The sequence below is a fragment of the Rhodoferax sp. XS2R6 genome (genome assembly GCF_056521365.1).
Window position 1 is genome coordinate 1230595 of the sequence record NZ_JBWMAY010000001.1, and the last position, 17430, is coordinate 1248024.

21 protein-coding genes are annotated in these 17430 nt (G+C 55.6%); 2 read left to right on the forward strand and 19 right to left on the reverse strand.

Annotation, left to right across the window (positions count from 1 at the left end):
* Positions 1-175 precede the first annotated feature (175 nt).
* Genes AC097A_RS05915 through AC097A_RS05945 form a run of 7 tightly spaced genes read right to left on the reverse strand, consistent with a single transcriptional unit; the run spans position 176 to position 6426 of the window.
* The gene (locus tag AC097A_RS05915; protein WP_105261395.1) at positions 176-1261 is read right to left on the reverse strand and encodes a protein-glutamate methylesterase/protein-glutamine glutaminase; all 1086 of its coding nucleotides are present in this window, start codon (positions 1259-1261) and stop codon (positions 176-178) included.
* A gap of 7 nt (positions 1262-1268) precedes the next feature.
* On the reverse strand, positions 1269-1973 hold the full coding sequence (gene cheD / locus AC097A_RS05920) for a chemoreceptor glutamine deamidase CheD (RefSeq protein ID WP_479620116.1): 705 nt from the start codon (positions 1971-1973) through the stop codon (positions 1269-1271).
* A gap of 59 nt (positions 1974-2032) precedes the next feature.
* A complete protein-coding gene (locus AC097A_RS05925; protein ID WP_236635343.1) occupies positions 2033-2878 on the reverse strand; it encodes a CheR family methyltransferase in 846 nt (281 codons plus the stop codon).
* Between the two features lie 49 nt (positions 2879-2927).
* Positions 2928-3416 (reverse strand): chemotaxis protein CheW, encoded by a 489-nt coding sequence (locus AC097A_RS05930; protein ID WP_105261397.1) that lies wholly within the window; start codon positions 3414-3416, stop codon positions 2928-2930.
* 21 nt (positions 3417-3437) lie between these two features.
* Entirely contained in the window at positions 3438-5537 is a 2100-nt protein-coding gene (locus tag AC097A_RS05935; protein ID WP_479620117.1) for a chemotaxis protein CheW, read from the reverse strand.
* 42 nt (positions 5538-5579) lie between these two features.
* Entirely contained in the window at positions 5580-5942 is a 363-nt protein-coding gene (locus AC097A_RS05940) for a response regulator (RefSeq protein ID WP_105261399.1), read from the reverse strand.
* Positions 5943-5982: 40 nt separating this feature from the next.
* Positions 5983-6426 (reverse strand): hypothetical protein, encoded by a 444-nt coding sequence (locus tag AC097A_RS05945; RefSeq protein WP_105261400.1) that lies wholly within the window; start codon positions 6424-6426, stop codon positions 5983-5985.
* Between the two features lie 177 nt (positions 6427-6603).
* On the opposite strand from AC097A_RS05945, the gene AC097A_RS05950 reads away from it, so the two are divergent.
* A complete protein-coding gene (locus AC097A_RS05950) occupies positions 6604-7728 on the forward strand; it encodes a sensor histidine kinase (RefSeq protein ID WP_479620118.1) in 1125 nt (374 codons plus the stop codon).
* A complete protein-coding gene (locus AC097A_RS05955; RefSeq protein ID WP_105261402.1) occupies positions 7725-8354 on the forward strand; it encodes a response regulator in 630 nt (209 codons plus the stop codon). The genes AC097A_RS05950 and AC097A_RS05955 overlap by 4 nt, the downstream gene beginning before the upstream one ends.
* Before the next feature lie 8 nt (positions 8355-8362).
* On the opposite strand, the gene fliR is transcribed toward AC097A_RS05955, so the two are convergent.
* From fliR to fliG, 12 genes are all read right to left on the reverse strand, one after another.
* Positions 8363-9136 carry a flagellar biosynthetic protein FliR gene (fliR, locus tag AC097A_RS05960; protein WP_479620119.1) on the reverse strand — a complete coding sequence of 258 codons (774 nt, stop codon included), beginning with the start codon at positions 9134-9136 and terminating at the stop codon, positions 8363-8365.
* A gap of 5 nt (positions 9137-9141) precedes the next feature.
* On the reverse strand, positions 9142-9411 hold the full coding sequence (gene fliQ / locus AC097A_RS05965; protein ID WP_105261404.1) for a flagellar biosynthesis protein FliQ: 270 nt from the start codon (positions 9409-9411) through the stop codon (positions 9142-9144).
* 9 nt (positions 9412-9420) lie between these two features.
* Entirely contained in the window at positions 9421-10155 is a 735-nt protein-coding gene (gene fliP, locus AC097A_RS05970; RefSeq protein WP_479620205.1) for a flagellar type III secretion system pore protein FliP, read from the reverse strand.
* Positions 10156-10209: 54 nt separating this feature from the next.
* The gene (locus AC097A_RS05975) at positions 10210-10521 is read right to left on the reverse strand and encodes a flagellar biosynthetic protein FliO (RefSeq protein WP_105261406.1); all 312 of its coding nucleotides are present in this window, start codon (positions 10519-10521) and stop codon (positions 10210-10212) included.
* Positions 10522-10537: 16 nt separating this feature from the next.
* Positions 10538-10972 (reverse strand): flagellar motor switch protein FliN, encoded by a 435-nt coding sequence (fliN, locus tag AC097A_RS05980; RefSeq protein ID WP_479620120.1) that lies wholly within the window; start codon positions 10970-10972, stop codon positions 10538-10540.
* Positions 10962-11966, reverse strand: a complete 1005-nt coding sequence (gene fliM, locus AC097A_RS05985) for a flagellar motor switch protein FliM (protein WP_105261408.1) — start codon at positions 11964-11966, stop codon at positions 10962-10964. Before fliM ends, fliN begins: the two co-directional genes overlap by 11 nt.
* A gap of 19 nt (positions 11967-11985) precedes the next feature.
* A complete protein-coding gene (locus AC097A_RS05990; RefSeq protein WP_479620121.1) occupies positions 11986-12561 on the reverse strand; it encodes a flagellar basal body-associated FliL family protein in 576 nt (191 codons plus the stop codon).
* Between the two features lie 116 nt (positions 12562-12677).
* Complete coding sequence (locus tag AC097A_RS05995; RefSeq protein ID WP_479620122.1) at positions 12678-13700, reverse strand: flagellar hook-length control protein FliK; 1023 nt, start codon at positions 13698-13700, stop codon at positions 12678-12680.
* A 113-nt stretch (positions 13701-13813) separates the two neighbouring features.
* Entirely contained in the window at positions 13814-14281 is a 468-nt protein-coding gene (fliJ, locus tag AC097A_RS06000) for a flagellar export protein FliJ (RefSeq protein WP_479620123.1), read from the reverse strand.
* Between the two features lie 23 nt (positions 14282-14304).
* Entirely contained in the window at positions 14305-15726 is a 1422-nt protein-coding gene (gene fliI / locus AC097A_RS06005; RefSeq protein ID WP_479620206.1) for a flagellar protein export ATPase FliI, read from the reverse strand.
* A complete protein-coding gene (locus tag AC097A_RS06010; protein WP_479620124.1) occupies positions 15719-16417 on the reverse strand; it encodes a FliH/SctL family protein in 699 nt (232 codons plus the stop codon). The genes fliI and AC097A_RS06010 overlap by 8 nt, the downstream gene beginning before the upstream one ends.
* Positions 16417-17418, reverse strand: a complete 1002-nt coding sequence (gene fliG / locus AC097A_RS06015; RefSeq protein ID WP_105261412.1) for a flagellar motor switch protein FliG — start codon at positions 17416-17418, stop codon at positions 16417-16419. The genes AC097A_RS06010 and fliG overlap by 1 nt, the downstream gene beginning before the upstream one ends.
* Between the last annotated feature and the right edge of the window lie 12 nt (positions 17419-17430).

The window sequence follows — 17430 nt, forward strand, 5'->3', positions numbered from 1 at the left end:
AAATTTTTAATGATCTGAAGCACTTTTTACTTTACTTCGTTTGCTTTGCTGTGATCAGCGAAGCCTTGAATTATGACACACTTTTTGAAGCATTGTCAAATCAAGCAAAAGATTTTTTGTTTGATTGTCCCGTTCATTTCTGAGCGGGTGCGCAGTGTAGCACGACTAAGGCCACCTACACACGATATCTGTCAGAAGCACCTTTTAGTCGCAGGAGCAGTGCGGGCGCGATTTCCATCAAGGGCAAAATTTCGTCCGCAGCTCCACTCAAAATCGCCTCTCGCGGCATCCCAAATACGATGCAACTCGCCTCGTCTTGCACATAGTTGTAACTACCAGCGTCTTTCATTTCCTTCATCGCTTTAGCGCCATCGTTGCCCATACCCGTCAACATGACGCCAAATGCGTTACGACCAGCAACCTTTGCCGCCGATCGGAAGAGAACCTCCACGGACGGCCGATGCCGATTCACGAGCTCGCCATCTTCAACAACACACACATAGTTCGCGCCACTCTTCTCGACCCAAAACTGCTTACCCCCGGGGGCAATATAAGCATGTCCGGGTAGCACGCGCGCGCCATTGACCGCCTCTTGCACCGTAATTTGACAAAGTCCATTCAAACGCGCGGCAAAACTGGTGGTGAAGCCAGGCGGCATATGCTGAGTGATCACCACTCCCGGGGAGTCCGCAGGAAGTCGGACAAGAATCTCCTTAATCGCCTCCGTTCCTCCGGTTGAAGCACCAATAAATACCAGCTTCTCTGTAGAAACTCGACCAAGCGAGATAGGTGAACTGCTGGGGAGCGAAGGCTGACCAGCGCCTACGGGCGATGAAGGCGCACGCACGCCCCTCTGAACTTTTGCAGCTGCAGCCACTCGGATTTTGTCGACGATATTGCTAGCCAGCTCCTTGATACCGTCCACCAAACCAATCCGAGGCTTCGCCACAAAGTCCACGGCCCCCAACTCCAACGCCTTCATCGTGACTTCTGCGCCTCGCTCTGTGAGCGTCGAAATCATCACAACGGGCATGGGACGCAATCGCATCAAACGGCCTAAAAAATCGAGACCATCCATCTTTGGCATCTCGATATCAAGCGTGATGACATCAGGATCAAGCTCTCGAATCATCTCTCGTGCAATTAACGGATCGTTGGCAGCGCCAACGCATTCCATATCAGCCTGTTTATTGATGATCTCAGCCAGCAGACTACGCACCAAGGCAGAGTCATCAACCACTACAACTCGAATTTTCTTCATTACCAACTCAAAAAAGGTCGACAGAACCGCCCGACGTAGACTTCGCGACAGACGCGGCGTTACCACGCCGCTCTTCAACAGCCAATGTTTCTGGATGCGAATGAGCCAACCGCTTCACTAATGCTTTCCCACTAACCGGAAAAAAACAGACTTTGCGCGGGTGAATATCCAAAACATCTTGCGAGACGACAGGGATGCGCTCTGTGGCAAGGTAATCCAGAACGAATTTGGTGTTGCGCTCCCCCACATTCATCGTGGTAAAACCAGCCATTACTTGGGCGCCGCCAAAAATTTTGGCTTGCATTGTTTCGCGCCGAGCACCCAACTTCAACATTTCATTGATTAAGAGCTCCATCGCATAGGAACCATATCTGCCAGAACCATCCGCGCCATCACCATCAGGCAGCATGAAGTGATTCATCCCCCCCGTACGCGCTTTGCCGTCCCAGATACACGCTGCGATACAGGAACCCAACACCGTCATGATGACCAGATCTTCATTCGAAACGTAATACTCCCCCGGGAGCACTTTTACGGCATCGTATTGGAAATGATGGTCGGCATAAAAGAAAGACGCCTCTCCGGGCTTGCGCGGCTGGGCTTTCAAATGCTCAATTCGGGATACACGTCCACTTGCCAACGTCTTTGGCGGCGGAACCACGGCATTCGTTCGAACAACACCGGACACCAAACTACTTGAAGTTGAAATCATTTGAAATTGCTATCCAAACAGTTGAATCGGTTTATCGACTACCAGGGGGGGTGTAACGCTCACCTACAACGCTCGTAGACAGTTTTTCCTTTAAGAGCAAAGAGATCCCGCGAGTCACTGAAGTTCTCTGCATGTCCGACAAAAAGCAAAGCCCCAGGCTTCATAACCCGGTGGATTTTTTCCAGAACTCTTCTTTGGGTGGATGCATCAAAGTAAATCATGACATTTCGACAAAACACGGCATCGAAAGGATCGCGGAAGGGCCAATCGTCTTTTATGAGGTTCACGTTCAAGAACTCAATCGCGTGACGCAGCTCAGGCTTCACCCTGACCAAACCGGCATTCCCTGCCTTTCCACGCAAAAAGTATTTGCGCGCAAGATCAGCAGAGACCCCCTTCAGACCCTCCATGCGATAAACGCCCTGCGCGGCAGTCGCCAGCACTTTCGAGTCAATGTCGCTTGCTTGTAAGGAGAATTTCGACTTGCCGAGCACCTCGGATGCAGTCATCGCAATCGAATACGGCTCCTCACCAGTAGAGGCAGCGCTACACCAAATTTTGCACTCGGAAGATCCGACCCGTGACTTCAAAAAATCTGAAAGGATTTCGAAGTGATGATGCTCACGAAAAAAAGACGTTAAGTTGGTGGTCAGTGCATTGACGAACTCTTGCCACTCAGGACCATCGGTTGACTCGAGCCAACTCAAATACTCTCTAAAGCTGTTGTGCCCGGTATCACGCAATCGCCGAGAGAGCCGGCTATACACCATGGCGTGCTTGCCATCATGCAAACTGATGCCAGCACGCTGGTAAATCAGTTTTTGAACATGGTCAAAATCCGAGTTCGTCCAAGCGAACTCCCTGCCTTGCATCTCTCCAACAGCTTGGGGGGGGGGCAAGGCCATATTGCAATTTATTTCTATGTAGTAATTTTGAAAGTCACTTGAGCAATCGCTATTCCGATGCGCTAACCAACCCCATCTCCGCAGCGGACATCAGGCGCTCAATATCCAAAAGAATCAACATTCGGTCACCGATAGATCCCAATCCGAGCACGGCCGCACTATCAATCACACTGTCTATATCCGGAGCTGATTTCAAATTCTCGGGGGGTAATTCCATAACATCACTGACTGAATCAACAACAATTCCCACAATACGATTGCGCAAGTTCAGCACGATTACCACTGTGAAAGAGTTGTACTCAGCCTTGGAGCAGTTGAACTTCAACCGCATGTCAACGATAGGAACAATGGTTCCCCGCAAATTCACGACACCCTTAATGAAGTTAGGAGCATTGGCAACCCGAGTAGGCGACTCGTATCCGCGGATTTCTTGAACCTTAAGAATATCAATTCCATACTCCTCTTGATCCAAGCGAAAAGTCAAGTACTCCCTCGCACCAGAAGATGTCAGTTCATTCAGTTTTTCCATCATTCCCATGGTCTTCTCCTTAGGCTTTTATCAATGACGTGAGCGCCTTACCAGGGCTCCCGTATCAAGGATCAACGCAACCTTTCCATCACCCAAAATGGTTGCACCAGAAACATTCGGAACCTTTCGATAGTTCGACTCCAAGTTCTTGACAACCACCTGCTGCTGCCCAAGCAATTCATCCACCAGCAATGCGACTCGAATCCCCTCCGCTTCGACAACAACCATGATGTCACTGGAGCGCTCGAAGTCGAAACGTGGAATTTGGAACACCTTCTCCAGCTCAATGACTGGCATGTATTCATCGCGAACTTTGACCAGTTGAGAACCCTGCCCCACCGTACTAACCGCATCGGCTTTCACCTGGAAAGACTCCACGACCGAAGACAACGGCAAAATATAAACCTCATCACCGACGCCTACGGACATCCCGTCCATGATGGCCAGGGTCAACGGCAAGCGAACCGACACCTTCATTCCATAACCTTCGGCAGAGTCAATTTCGACCGTGCCGTTGAGGGCCGCAATATTGCGCTTCACGACGTCCATACCCACACCGCGACCAGAAACGTCTGTTACCACGGCGGCCGTGGAGAACCCAGGGGCAAAGATGAGCTGCCACACCTCTGCATCAGACATCTGGTCGGACACGTCGATACCACGCTCGCGCGCCTTCGCAAGTATCTTGGGGCGGGACAAACCTCGCCCATCGTCGCGCACCTCAATGACGATGGAGCCCCCTTGATGGGAAGCAGACAAAGTTATGGTCCCGGTTTCAGACTTGCCTGCAGCAATACGGTCTGCAGGCATTTCGACACCATGATCACAACTGTTTCGGACCAAGTGTGTCAGAGGATCCGTGATTTTTTCAACCAAGCCTTTATCCAACTCTGTCGCCTCACCCTGCGTTACAAAATCAACCTTTTTGCCCAACTTACCGGCTAAATCACGCAGCATGCGGGGGAAGCGACTAAAAACGATGGACATCGGAATCATCCGAATGGACATCACAGACTCTTGCAAATCACGTGTGTTGCGGTCCAAATCAGCCAACCCTGTCAATAGCTGCTGGTACACCGCCGGATCAAGAGCTCGGCTGTTTTGAGCAAGCATCGCCTGCGTAATCACCAACTCTCCAACCAAATTGATCAACTGATCGACCTTACTGATCGCAACCCGTATCGTGGCAGCTTCCGGTTGTGCGGCCGCAGCCGCTGTAGCAGCCTTACCTGGTGCGGCTTTGGCGGCCAAAGCAGGTTCAATAGCCTGGGCCACAGCAACTTCCTGCGCTAAAACGACTTGCGCAGGAGCACCAGGAGAGCCATCAAAGAAACCGAAGCCTACGTGGTCCGCAGCCGAGGACTCCATTGCGGGTGTTTCGACCGACTCATGCGAGCGTTCCACGATAGCGACTTTCTCCCGCGCCACGTGAAAGGCAAACAAATCCAACAGATCATCATCAGTCGATGCTGTTTCAACATCGAATACGCGCACACCCGACCGCTCACTGGCAGCAGCCTTGATGCTCCCCAGTCCCGGAATATCTCTAAACAACTCCTGTATCGCATCCGCCTGTTCGGGGCGATCCAACGGCCCAATGCTAATCTGCAGATCTCGCACACCGTCAGCCCGAGAGGCCAACTTCGGCGACGGAGCGGGCGCTACGACAACCTGCGCAGGAGTCGGTTTTGCAGGCGGGGCCACAGCACCTCCAGCAGCAAGCTCGCTGATACGACGTACCAAATCCGCCGTAGGAGGCGCATCGCCCTCTCCGCCAGCCTGATGGCGAGCCAGCAAGCCCCTAGACGCATCGGCAGACTCCAGAAGCACGTCGACCATTGCCGCGTTGGGCTGTAGTTCGTGACGGCGCAACCGATCTAATAGCGATTCCATTTGGTGGGTCAATTCCGCCACATCAGCAAAGCCAAACGTAGCAGCACCACCCTTCACAGAGTGCGCACATCTGAAGATGCCATTCAGCTCTTCGTCATCTGCCGTTTCCAAGTTCAGGTTCAGGAGCATTTGCTCCATTTGATCCAGATTTTCTCCCGCCTCTTCGAAGAAAATTTGGTAAAACTGACTTAGATCAAAATCACCGCCAGCGCCACTTTCGGTATGCGTCTCAGCCATCTGAATCTCCTATTTTCTGCGTGCCAGTTGAAGTCACCGACCTCAACGAATGACTTTTTTAATTACATCAAGCAATCGAGCAGGATCAAAGGGCTTCACCAGCCAACCGGTAGCTCCCGCAGCGCGGCCCGCTTGCTTCATCAAGTCACTCGACTCTGTGGTCAACATCAGAATAGGGACGGTCTTGAACTGCGGGTGCTCACGCAACTTTCGAGTCAAACCCAAGCCATCCAGACGCGGCATATTCTGATCGGTAAGAACCAAGTCAAAAGCCTGCGCTTGAGCTTTTTCATAGGCATCCTGCCCATCCACGGCCTCAACCACTTGGTAACCAGCGCCAGTCAACGTAAAGGAAACCATTTTCCGCATAGACGGTGAGTCATCAACAGCTAGGATTAAAGGCATGAAAGGCTCCGAAATATTCCGTTAAAAGGTGTGGCGAAAATTAAAATAGCTCGATGGATCCAGCATCCATCTCGTCCTGAGTCACTGGATTCGGTCGCTCAGGCACTTCCTCTACAAAAGGCACGGCTTCTCCATCTTCAGCGCCCATAGACTCAGAGGCCAGTCTATAGGCACATCCCTGCAAAATTTTGGAGGTATGAACAATCAGCTGAGAAGCCATGTCTTGAAATTGCAGCTCTGTGACGGCCGCCCGCAATGTGTTGCGAACCAGCTCTAGCTCCTGGGACTCCATGAGAGCCGGTGAAGCCAGATTTGCACTGGCAGTGGTAAACCGTTCCATGAGGTTTTCCATCGTATGCGCAAGCAGACCATCCAGACGGGTCAGGTCGTGCACAACCACCAACAAGGAGTCTTGGACCTCTGCAACGAGCATGACCGGCAATTGCACAGCAGGAGCGGCAGGCGAAATCGACGAAGGTTCCATTGTCTTTTTTCCTCTTTGCCTGTCTTTATACCAATCCACGGCGTCCTTGTGAATCACCAAACCGGGCCACGCTTCTAGAGTATCAGGATTCTTGTCTTGTCAGGGAAATTATGCGTCCCCATATGCATCCCAGAAACACACCCACCGCAGACGAGGTAGTGATTACCATAAGACCCCATGATATCGGCAATCCTCAATGCAAAAAATACCGAGAGCGCGGTGAACATCCTCCATTTAGAGGACTCGGCAATCGACCACCAACTTGTGCTTCGAACCCTTTCAAAAACGGGGATGCGATTCAGCTTGGTGCGTGTCGAAACATTGGCAGCATTCAAGCACTCGATGGACCAAGGGGTCTATCAGTTGGTAATCGCTGACTACCGCCTTGGGGACTTCACTGCCATTGATGCATGGAACACATCCAAAAACGACCACCAGAGGATCCCGTTCATCATTCTCTCCGGAACCATTGGCGAAGCTGCGGCCGTCGAGGCTATCCAATGCGGCATCAGTGACTACCTTCATAAGGACGAAATCTCCGCCTTACCGCGAGTTATCCAGCGGACCATGGACTTACAGGCCATAAAAAGGGAAAAAGAGAGGACTGCACAGGAATTGGCGCTTTCCGAGCGTCGAATTTCTGAACTTGCCGGGCACCTGCAAACTGCCATAGAACGCGAGCGTGCGTCGATTGCACGTGAAGTGCACGACGACATTGGTGGAGCGCTTGCCGCCGTTCGACTAGACTTGGGATGGCTGGCACGCCACACCAACGACAGGCAGTGTTTGCAGCACATCGCGTCAGCTAGCGACATGATTCAGCACGCCGCACACGCCAGCCAGCGCATCATGAAAAATCTGCGCCCAGCCATCCTGGATCAAGGATTAGTGCCATCCATTCAGTGGTTAGCGCGTGATTTTGAGAGGCGAACCACGTGCAAAGTTGAAATCACTACCACCACAGAAACCATGAGCTTACCGGCAGACGTCATGTTGACCGCCTACAGGACGGCGCAAGAAGCGCTCACCAACGCCTCCAAATACGCACTAGGCAGTGATATGCGTATCGAAATATCCAACCTGGGCAACACACTCACCATAGAAATTGCAGACAGCGGCCCAGGTTTAGAGGAATTCGCATTGCAAAAACAGAACTCTTATGGTCTGCGCGGCCTAGCAGAGCGCGCCAAGTCCGTCGGTGGCTGGATGGATATCAGCTCCACCCCCCATACCGGTACGACTATTACGCTATCGGTGCCCCTGAATCGCAGCGAACACTCTGCGCAAGAAGGCTCGCCATGATTCAAGTTGTCTTGTGCGATGACCACGCCATGATTCGCCGCGGAATCCGCGATATGCTGTGTGAGCATGTCGACATGAAAGTGGTCGGCGAATCCGGTAGCTACGCCGAACTCAAGGACGTCTTACGGGAACAGCCCTGCGATGTATTGGTGCTAGACCTCAATTTACCCGGTCGAAGCGGCCTTGACGTCCTCGCATCCATCCAAGACAGTCACCCAAACATCAAAGTACTGGTTGTCTCGATGTTCTCAGAAGACCAGTACGCCATCCGCAGTCTCAAGGCTGGTGCGCACGGCTATTTGAACAAGGCGGGGAATCCCGATGAACTCGTCGGCGCAGTTCGAACCGTAGCCCAAGGTCGACGGTATGTCACACCGTCCGTCTCCGAAATGCTGGTAGAACAATTGTCCAAGCCAGGTACAGAAACTCTGCACGCACGCCTCTCGGAGCGCGAGCTGCAAACCCTGCTGAAAATCGCGTCGGGCAAGCGGTTGGCCGATATCGCGGAAGAACTGATGTTGAGCCCCAAGACGGTCAGCGTTTACCGTGCGCGGCTACTCGAAAAACTGGGGCTAAGCAACAACGCAGAACTGGCGGTCTATGCCATTCGAAACGACTTGGTCTAGCGAAGCCGTCACGGACCAGAAAAAATACCGATAGCCCGCTCCATCAGCGCGATCATAGGTTGATCCAAGGTCGGAAGTGTCACGGCGATCCCCACAATCCCAACTACCAAAGTGACTGGGAAGCCTACGGCAAAAATATTAATCTGCGGCGCAACACGAGAAATGACGCCCAATGCCAAGTTAACGAACAACAACATCCCCACCATGGGTAGTGCTATCCACAAAGCGCTGGCAAACAGATCTGTCCCCAACCGGTACAACTGCATGGAAGCCAAAGCATCCAAAAACCTGGGGCTGACAGGGAACGCTTCGAAGCTCTTGGTCACCGCCATCAGGACCATGATGTGGCCGTTAAGCACAACAAACAGCAGTGTCGCCATTTGACCAAAGAAACGAGCGACCGCACTACTCTGAGAATTGAGCGAGGGGTCAAAGAAGGCTGCGAAATTCAACCCCATTTGAAACCCGACCACCTCTCCCGCTAACTCCATGGCCGCAAATACCAATCGCACGGCAAAACCAATGGAAAAGCCAATCAGTACTTGCTGAAGCACAACAGCCAAGGCGTCGGGAGACGCAATGCTGTAATTCAGCGAGGAAGGGATGGTTGCCTGGCAAGCCAGCGCCACGAACAAGGCCAGCGCCACTTTGACACGCATGGGCACCGCCCGTGAGGACAAAACGGGAGCCGAGGTAAAAACTGCAAGGACGCGTAGAAAAGGCCACAGCAATGGAGATAGCCAAGCCAGAATCTGAGCCTCGGTAAATGCAATCCCGGGCATACCGATCAGACCACCGAGCCGGGGATCGCCTCGATCATTCTGCGGATGTACTCCACCAGCATCGTCAACATCCAAGGTCCAGCGATAGCAAACACAGCAATTACAGCTACCAATTTAGGCACAAAAGCCAAAGTCGCCTCGTGAATCTGCGTCACAGCCTGGAACAGGCTCACCAGCAGCCCCACCAACAAAGCCGCGCCCAGCACCGGAGAGGACACCATCAGCAGCATCAACAACGCCTCTTGCCCCATGGTCAGAACGGTTTGGGCATTCATAGTCGTTCCTCAGGTTACAAAACTGGCCGCCAAGGACCCGATCAGCAGGTTCCAACCATCAGCCAAGACAAAAAGCATCAGTTTGAACGGCAACGCCACTAACACGGGCGACAGCATCATCATCCCCAAAGACATCAGCACACTGGCGACAACAATATCGATCACTAAAAATGGGATAAAAATCATGAACCCAATCTGGAATGCAGATTTGAGCTCGCTGATTACAAAGGCTGGCACCAACACCCGCAGCGGCGCGGTATCAGCCTTCACGCTGGCATCCAATTTAGCCAATTTGGCGAATAGAGAAAAGTCGGACTGGCGTGTTTGCTTCACCATGAATTCACGCAATGGCATCTCGGCTTTAACAAGTGCTTGCTCAAATGGAATCGCACTTCGGCTGTAGGGTTCATACGCATCTGCGTACACACGATCAAAGGTGGGCCCCATCACAAACAAAGTGAGGAACAGAGAAAGCCCAACAATCACCTGATTTGGCGGAGAGGACTGAGTACCCAGCGCCTGCCTCAGCAAGGAGAGCACGATCACGATGCGCGTAAAACTCGTCATCATCAGCAAGACGGCGGGGATGAAAGAGAGCGCGGTGAAGAACAACAAGGTCTGGATGGGGACGGAAAAACTCATCCCACTTTCTCCAGTCCCAACCAACAAAGGCAGTTGCCCGGGCGTTTGCGCAAAAACCGCGACACCCCAGCCCAGGCAAGCAAGCCCAAAACCGAGTCGAATCCAGTTACCAAAGCGTCCCAAGCGCACCGTCTCTTTCAAATTACTGGAAAGCACTTATGTCCGCAGGCTCGGCAGGGTTACAGCCCCCTCATCACGAGATGAGGCGGCGCCTACTGGCGCAGTATGCAAGAGTGCAATGGACTGCGCCCCAACCCCAAGCGTCAACCAAACCCTTGCGTTTTCCGGACCAACTTCGACTGTAACCACTCTTTGATTGGGCCCCACCGCCACCGCGGAAATAAAGCGACTCTGCCCACCGGCCTCCACCGCGCTTGCGCCGACCCGACTACGCACCCACCGCAAAAACCAAGGTAAAGCAGCCAAGGCAGCCAAGAAAGCCACCACCAATAGCAGTTGCTGCGTCATATCAAATCACACAAGGCTAATTTTTACTGACACGCCGCAAACGCTCCGAGGGCGTCACCACATCAGTAAGTCGGATGCCAAACTTGTCATTAACAACCACCACCTCGCCCTGGGCGATCAGGTACCCATTAACCAATACATCCATAGGCTCGCCGGCCAAGGCATCTAGCTCCACCACCGACCCTTGCCCGAGCTGCAGGATGTGCTTGATAGGTACTTTGGTACGCCCAAGCTCCACGGAAAGCTGTACGGGAATATCCAGCACCATATTGATGTCATTGACATGCCCGTCCGCACCCGACGCAAAGGGTTTAGGCGGCTCTCCAGACAAAGGGCCACCCGAATCGGGGCCGGACTCTGTCGCTTTTTGCTCCAGCAACGCCTCCGCCCAGTCCGCCATGCCATCGTCGGCCGCGCCTGCATTGTCTTCCGGTTTTTCTTCAGATGCCATTTCGTTCTCCCAACCAGTTTTGGTCGTTACCGCGCAGCGCTTTTTCTATGCGAATGGCGTATTTGGCGTTGTGAGTGCCGTACTGGCACTCAAAAAGTGGAACCCCGTCTACCGTGGCTTGGATACGCGGCTCTCGGTCCAGTTCAATGAAATCCCCTTTTTTCATAGCCAGCAATTGCTCTACCGTCGCATCCGCACGCGCCAACTCGGCGACCAGGGTAACTTCCGCTGCCTGGATTTCCCGCGTCAGCACATTCACCCAGCGGCGATCCACTTCAATAGAGTCACCTTGGGTGGACGAGTACAACACATCCCGGATAGGCTCTAGCGTCGAGTACGGGAAACTAAAGTGAATCGCGCCGGTGATGTCACCAATCTCAAGTTGGAACGAGGTCGAAATCACAATTTCGCTGGGTGTGGCAATGTTGGCAAACTGGGGCTGCATCTCGCTGCGCTGGTAGTCCAGTTCCAACGGGTATATGCCCTTCCAAGCTTTTTTGTACTCCGTGGTGATCACCTCTACCAGCCGGTTGATGACACGCTGCTCCGTCGCCGAAAAATCACGCCCCTCAATACGCGTCTGAAATTTCCCGATGCCGCCATACAAGGTGTCAATCACACCAAACACCAGTGCAGGCTCGCAGACGATCAGACCACTGCCACGCAATGGGCGGATAGCAACGATGTTGAAATTGGTTGGCACCGCCAGCTCACGCAAAAAAGCGCTGTAGCGCTGCACGGCCACGGGTCCAACAGAAATTTCAGGACTACGGCGAATGAAATTGAATAACCCCACACGCAGGTTGCGCGCAAAGCGCTCATTGACGATTTCCATCGTGGGCATACGCCCGCGAACGATTCTTTCCTGGCTGGAAATATTGTACGAACGGACCTCGCCGTGCTCTGCAGCCTCCTCCACCGTCTTCTGGCTCTCGCCAGTGACGCCTTCCAGGAGCGCATCAACTTCCTCTTGGGAAAGAAACGACTCACTCATAGTTCAGTCCTGTTGACCCCTATTGCACAATAAAACTGGAAAACAGCACGCCCACGACGGGGTACTGCACCGGTGGTGCTTTCTTTTTCTTCTTCTTGGTGGAAGCAACTTCCTCTTCATCCTCCTCTTCGCCGCCCCCAAAGGGGACAGAGGCTTCTCGCAAAATATCCTTGGCGAGCTTTTCCTTACCCTCGGCTTTGAGCAACTCTTCCGCGGTTCGCTGGGAAATCAGCATCAAAATACCGCTGCGAATGGTTGGTAAATAGGCCTTCACTGAATCGGAGGACTTAGCATCCATCACCTCCAGGGTGATACCAATCTGCGCCACACGCTCCCCACCGGGATCCGCAAGATTCACCACCATGGCATCTAGAGGCAGGTAAGCAGGGGGCGCTTTAGGATCGGCATGGGCAGCCGCTTTTGCGGGTGCTGCCTCTTCGCCATCCTCCGCCGCTGCACGCTGCTTGCTGATGACAAAAAAAGCCGCGGCCCCACCCATCACCAGCACCAATACGGCCGCCACCATGATGATCAGCATCTTTTTACTTTTAGCGGGGGCCTTGGCGGCGTCTGCGGCATCGGGTTTTGCTGACACAGTGGGATCCTCACATTGAAAACGGTATTCGGATTATTGATGGAGAAACCCGGCACCTAAACACCAATAAGACAGGGAATTCGACCATCGCCTCCATTATTGACAGAAAGACCGACTCACACGAAGAGATCCAGGGCTCGGCCTTGCGGGATTTTGGTCTGCACCGGGCTATCGACCGGCACTGGTGCCAAGGCCGTCACCACCACCTGCCTACCCTCTTGGCGCGGACGTCGGCCCTGCCCGGAAGAATCCCCGCTGTGCGAGGTCCCCACTGACATGCCTGTTAGCAACACCCCCTGGCGTTGCAAAGCGTCTTTCAACTGCTCCGAGGCACTCTCGATCGCATCGCGTGCATGCAACTCATCTGTTCTAAACGCCACCTGAGCCTCATTGCCCTGCATGCTGATACTCACCTCCACGGGGCTAAACCCCATGCCATCCAGCGTGAGCTCCGCATTTTGAACGTCCTGCGCAATCCAGTAAGTCACTTGTTCAGCAACATACGCCTCCAGTGGCATGCTCGATTGGGCGGCGACCACGCCGTCCATGCCCATGGGGGCAGAGGTGGCCTGACTTTGAAAATAACTCACATCCGCCGGTGCCGCCTTGGCGGCGGCAGGCTCCAGCAAACGACGCTCACCCATCGTGACCTGTGCAGCGCTGGGGGCGGACGACTCCCGCACATCCAAGCCCAGCGTAGAAACAATCTCCTGCACCCGCACCATCTCTTCATCGAAAAGCTTGCTGGCCGCCACGTCGTGCCCGAGGGGCACGGCTGGTGCTGGCCCATCCTGGGCTTTTTGCAAGTCGGCTGTAGCTGTCGTTTTGCCAGCTTTGCGCGGAGTGGCTGACAACACGCCATTGGCATGTGCCTCGGCATCCACAGACCACGCCGGCCGCCCGGCACCGGGAAAATGCCCACCAGACGCAGTGGCGGGCGCCCCCCCCGAAGAAACCGCCTCTTGCGCCACGGGCACCGGGACACCCAATACCCAGCCGGCCAGCGCATTTGCGTCTGCCTCCAGTAAATCATCCGCCCCCTGAGGCCCTGCTCCCGACAATGCCCCCTCTCCTGAGCCCTCCGCAAGGCCAGAGGCGCCCGCAGACAGCGCAAGCGCATCGTCTGCGGCGGACAGCATGGCAAAGAAACCCAAAGCGTCTCCTGCGACCGCGGATGTGGCTTTTCCTTTACCGCCAGCAGCCGGCTGGGCAGCCTTCGCCAAACTGTGGCTGACGGGTGTTGACTCAATACTCATCGTGCATCCTCCAATTGGGCACTGGCCATCCTGCGGGCATAGACCAGTGCGGCCATTTCATCCATACGCCCCTGCTCGCGGCGTTGCTCCACAGCCGCTATTTGCAGCTTGCGCTTCTCCAAGACCTGCTTCAGGCCGGAAACGCGCATCTCCGCCTGCATCAGCGCTGCACGGCACTGGTTTTCCTGACGCACCAAGTTGGCAATCACGCCATCCTGCATACCAATCGCGTGCTGTAAACGCTCCACAAACTGGTAATGGTGCCGAATCAGTTCCGAGGACAGCGCCATGTTGTGGCCCTGGGTCCAACGGGCGTCCGTGTCGTTGGCATAACTTTGCAACTGCTGCAACTGCTGTTGCCCCATAAGCACTTGTCGCTGCGCCTGCGCCAGCACTTGCGCCCGTTCATCGCGCTTGCGCTCGGCCAGCTCAATGGCGAGTTGCAGTCCGTGGAGTGGGTTCATGGCAGGCTCAGATTTTTCGGGGCTTACACGCTCGCCCTTGGCGAGGAGGTACAAACCGCCATGCCCTGCAAGGCTTCGTCCATGCTGGAGGCTTCGAACATGTCCTGCTGCAAAAACTGGTGCATGGGGGGATGCAGGGCAATAGCTTCATCAAGCATCGGGTCTGAGCCATGTGCATAGGCACCAATCTGCACCAAATCGCGCCCTTTTTCGTACTTGGAGTACAGGCTGCGAAAACGGCGGGCCAGCTCGAAATGTTCGCGCGACACCACGTTGTGCATCACGCGCGAGGCGGACTGCTCGACATCAATTGCCGGGTAATGCCCCGCCTCCGCCAGACGGCGGGACAGCACAATGTGCCCATCCAGAATGGCGCGCGCGGCATCGGCAATCGGGTCCTGCTGGTCATCGCCTTCAGACAACACGGTGTAAAACGCCGTGATGGAGCCCACGCCATGCAGGCCATTGCCGCTGCGCTCCACCAGCTGCGGCAGCTTGGCAAAACACGAGGGCGGATAACCTTTGGTGGCAGGCGGCTCGCCAATGGCCAGCGCAATCTCACGCTGCGCCATGGCGTATCGGGTCAGCGAGTCCATGAGCAGCAGCACGTGGCGGCCCTGGTCCCGAAAATGCTCGGCAATCGCGGTTGCATACGAGGCGCCCTGCATGCGCAGCAGTGGCGGCGCATCTGCAGGTGCAGCCACCACCACAGAACGGGCCCGCCCCTCCACACCCAGAATGTCTTCAATGAATTCCTTGACTTCGCGGCCCCGCTCGCCGATCAGGCCCACCACAATCACATCGGCCTGGGTGTAACGCGCCATCATGCCCAGCAGCACGCTCTTGCCCACTCCCGAGCCAGCGAACAGGCCCAGACGCTGGCCACGCCCTACACTCAGCAGCGCGTTGATGGAGCGAACCCCGGTATCCAGCACATCCCGCACTGGCGCGCGGTCCATGGCATTAATGGGTTTTCTGCCCATGGGCCTGGACACCACATCTTGCAAGGGGCCCATGCGATCCATGGGCGTGCCCTGCGAGTCCACCACCCGGCCCAGCAGGCCGTCGCCCAAAGGTAAACGCAGCAACCCCGCAGCACTCAGATCGTGGGCCAAGGGCGCCTCGCCCAGACGGGGCACCGGCACATAGGCCGCGGCCACAGCGACGCCAGCGCCACTGGACAGGCCATGGACATCGCCCGCCGGCATCAAATACGCACGGTCGCCCGAGAAGCCGACCACCTCTGCCAGCACAGGCTCACGCGCCTTCATGGTGACCACGCATTGGGACCCCACGGGCATACGAATGCCGCTGGCCTCCAGCACCAACCCCGCCAGGCGGGTCAGCGTGCCACGCACTTCGAGGGTGGACTCCTGGGTCACCTGTTGACGGGCGCCCTCCAGAAAAGCCTGCCACTTGGGCGCGGCGGTATGGGGCTCAGGCATTGTCATCGCGTGGCTCCCAAGGGCTGTCAAACCCCAAACTGGCCAGGGCACGCTGCCAGCGTTTCTCCACAGTGCCGTCCACCACAGTACCGGCCGACTCCACCAGGCAACCGCCGCGGGCCACGCTACTGTCTGGCAACAGGGTCAGGGCCAGACCCGAAAACTCTTGTCGCAACACCTCGGCCAAGACCTCCAGATCCAGCGGGTGCAAGCGCACCACGGCAGCCTTGCTATCTACCGCCAGCACACCTAAGGCCTCGCGCACTACGGGCTGCAGCGCATTGGGGTTGGTGGAGAGCTCATGGCGCAGCACCTGCCGTGCCAGCTCACAGGCCAACTCCAGCACGCCCTGGGCTATGACTTGCTCCGACTCCGCCAGCTGCGCGCTAGCGCTCTCGAACAAAGCCGCAAAGTTGGCGGCGGCGTCTTTGCCCTGGGTGGCGATGTACTCGTTAATCTGGCGCTGCCCTTCCAGCGTGGCTTGGGCATGACCTTGGGCGTACCCCGCGGCATAACCCTCGGAATACCCCGCCTGGCGCACACCGTCTTCTTTGGCCTGCTCCTCCGCTTCGGCTTGCGCCTTGAGCTTGGCGGCAAAACGTACCGACGATTGGTCGACCGCGCCGAAGTCCCACTCGGTGACCGTGGAAACGTCTTCGCCGGAAATAAAACGTGCTTGGTTGCGTGACATCAGACCATGGCGTCGTCGCCACCTCCACCACCAATGACAATCTGCCCCTCGTCGGCCAGGCGGCGCACCGTCTTGAGAATTTCTTTCTGCTGCGCTTCGACCTCGGACAAGCGCATGGGGCCACGAGACTCCAAATCTTCCTTGAGCGTAGCCGCCGCACGCGAAGACATATTGGCCAGAATCTTTTCCTTGAGCTCCGGCTGTGCCCCTTTCAGCGCCACGATCAGCACATCGGAGGACACCTCCTTCAGCACCATCTGGATCGCCTTGTCGTCGAGCTTGAGCACATCGTCGAACACAAACATCTTGTCCATGATCTTCTGCGCCAAGTCTGCGTCGTGGCTGCGGATGGACTCGATCACCGTGCCCTCGATGGCGGTGCCCATCAGGTTGATCATCTCGGCCGCCGTCTTGATACCCCCCAGCGAGGACTTGCGGATCTTGTCGCCGCCAGCCAGCACCTTGAACAGCACTTCGTTCAGGTCCTTCAGGGCGGTGGGCTGGATGCCCTCCATGGTGGCCACACGCAGCATGACTTCGTTGCGCTGGCGCTCGGTCAGGTGCTTGAGCACATCGGCTGCCTGGTCGTAGTCCAGGTGCACCAGGATGGCGGCTACGATCTGTGGGTGCTCGTTGCGCAGCAACTCGGCCACGCTCAGGGGGTCCATCCACTTCAGGCTCTCAATGCCCGATACGTCGCCGCCCTGCAAGATGCGGTCAATCAGCAGTGCCGCCTTGTCATCCCCGAGGGCAAGTTTGAGCACCGAGCGCACATAGTCGCCCGAGTTGGACACCAGCAGGCTTTGCGAAGCCGCCACGCCGGTGAACTTTTCCACCACCTCGTCCACTTTTTCGCGCGAGAGCTGGGTGGTTTTGGCGATGGCCTCACCCAGGCGCTGCACTTCCTTGGGCGATAGGTGTTTGAATACCTCAGATGCCTCGGCCTCGCCCAGAGACATCATGAGGATTGCCGCGTCTTGGAGTCCGTCGTCGTTTGCCATGGTGCTATTTTG

Coding starts and splice junctions, on each gene's coding strand:
- AC097A_RS05915 (WP_105261395.1), bottom strand. CDS start 1,261: ATGAAGAAAATTCGAGTTGTAGTGGTTGATGACTCTGCCTTGGTGCGT.
- cheD (WP_479620116.1), bottom strand. CDS start 1,973: ATGATTTCAACTTCAAGTAGTTTGGTGTCCGGTGTTGTTCGAACGAAT.
- AC097A_RS05925 (WP_236635343.1), bottom strand. CDS start 2,878: ATGGCCTTGCCCCCCCCCCAAGCTGTTGGAGAGATGCAAGGCAGGGAG.
- AC097A_RS05930 (WP_105261397.1), bottom strand. CDS start 3,416: ATGGGAATGATGGAAAAACTGAATGAACTGACATCTTCTGGTGCGAGG.
- AC097A_RS05935 (WP_479620117.1), bottom strand. CDS start 5,537: ATGGCTGAGACGCATACCGAAAGTGGCGCTGGCGGTGATTTTGATCTA.
- AC097A_RS05940 (WP_105261399.1), bottom strand. CDS start 5,942: ATGCCTTTAATCCTAGCTGTTGATGACTCACCGTCTATGCGGAAAATG.
- AC097A_RS05945 (WP_105261400.1), bottom strand. CDS start 6,426: ATGGAACCTTCGTCGATTTCGCCTGCCGCTCCTGCTGTGCAATTGCCG.
- AC097A_RS05950 (WP_479620118.1), top strand. CDS start 6,604: ATGATATCGGCAATCCTCAATGCAAAAAATACCGAGAGCGCGGTGAAC.
- AC097A_RS05955 (WP_105261402.1), top strand. CDS start 7,725: ATGATTCAAGTTGTCTTGTGCGATGACCACGCCATGATTCGCCGCGGA.
- fliR (WP_479620119.1), bottom strand. CDS start 9,136: ATGCCCGGGATTGCATTTACCGAGGCTCAGATTCTGGCTTGGCTATCT.
- fliQ (WP_105261404.1), bottom strand. CDS start 9,411: ATGAATGCCCAAACCGTTCTGACCATGGGGCAAGAGGCGTTGTTGATG.
- AC097A_RS05975 (WP_105261406.1), bottom strand. CDS start 10,521: ATGACGCAGCAACTGCTATTGGTGGTGGCTTTCTTGGCTGCCTTGGCT.
- fliN (WP_479620120.1), bottom strand. CDS start 10,972: ATGGCATCTGAAGAAAAACCGGAAGACAATGCAGGCGCGGCCGACGAT.
- fliM (WP_105261408.1), bottom strand. CDS start 11,966: ATGAGTGAGTCGTTTCTTTCCCAAGAGGAAGTTGATGCGCTCCTGGAA.
- AC097A_RS05995 (WP_479620122.1), bottom strand. CDS start 13,700: ATGCTGTCCGCCGCAGACGATGCGCTTGCGCTGTCTGCGGGCGCCTCT.
- fliJ (WP_479620123.1), bottom strand. CDS start 14,281: ATGAACCCACTCCACGGACTGCAACTCGCCATTGAGCTGGCCGAGCGC.
- fliI (WP_479620206.1), bottom strand. CDS start 15,726: ATGCCTGAGCCCCATACCGCCGCGCCCAAGTGGCAGGCTTTTCTGGAG.
- AC097A_RS06010 (WP_479620124.1), bottom strand. CDS start 16,417: ATGTCACGCAACCAAGCACGTTTTATTTCCGGCGAAGACGTTTCCACG.
- fliG (WP_105261412.1), bottom strand. CDS start 17,418: ATGGCAAACGACGACGGACTCCAAGACGCGGCAATCCTCATGATGTCT.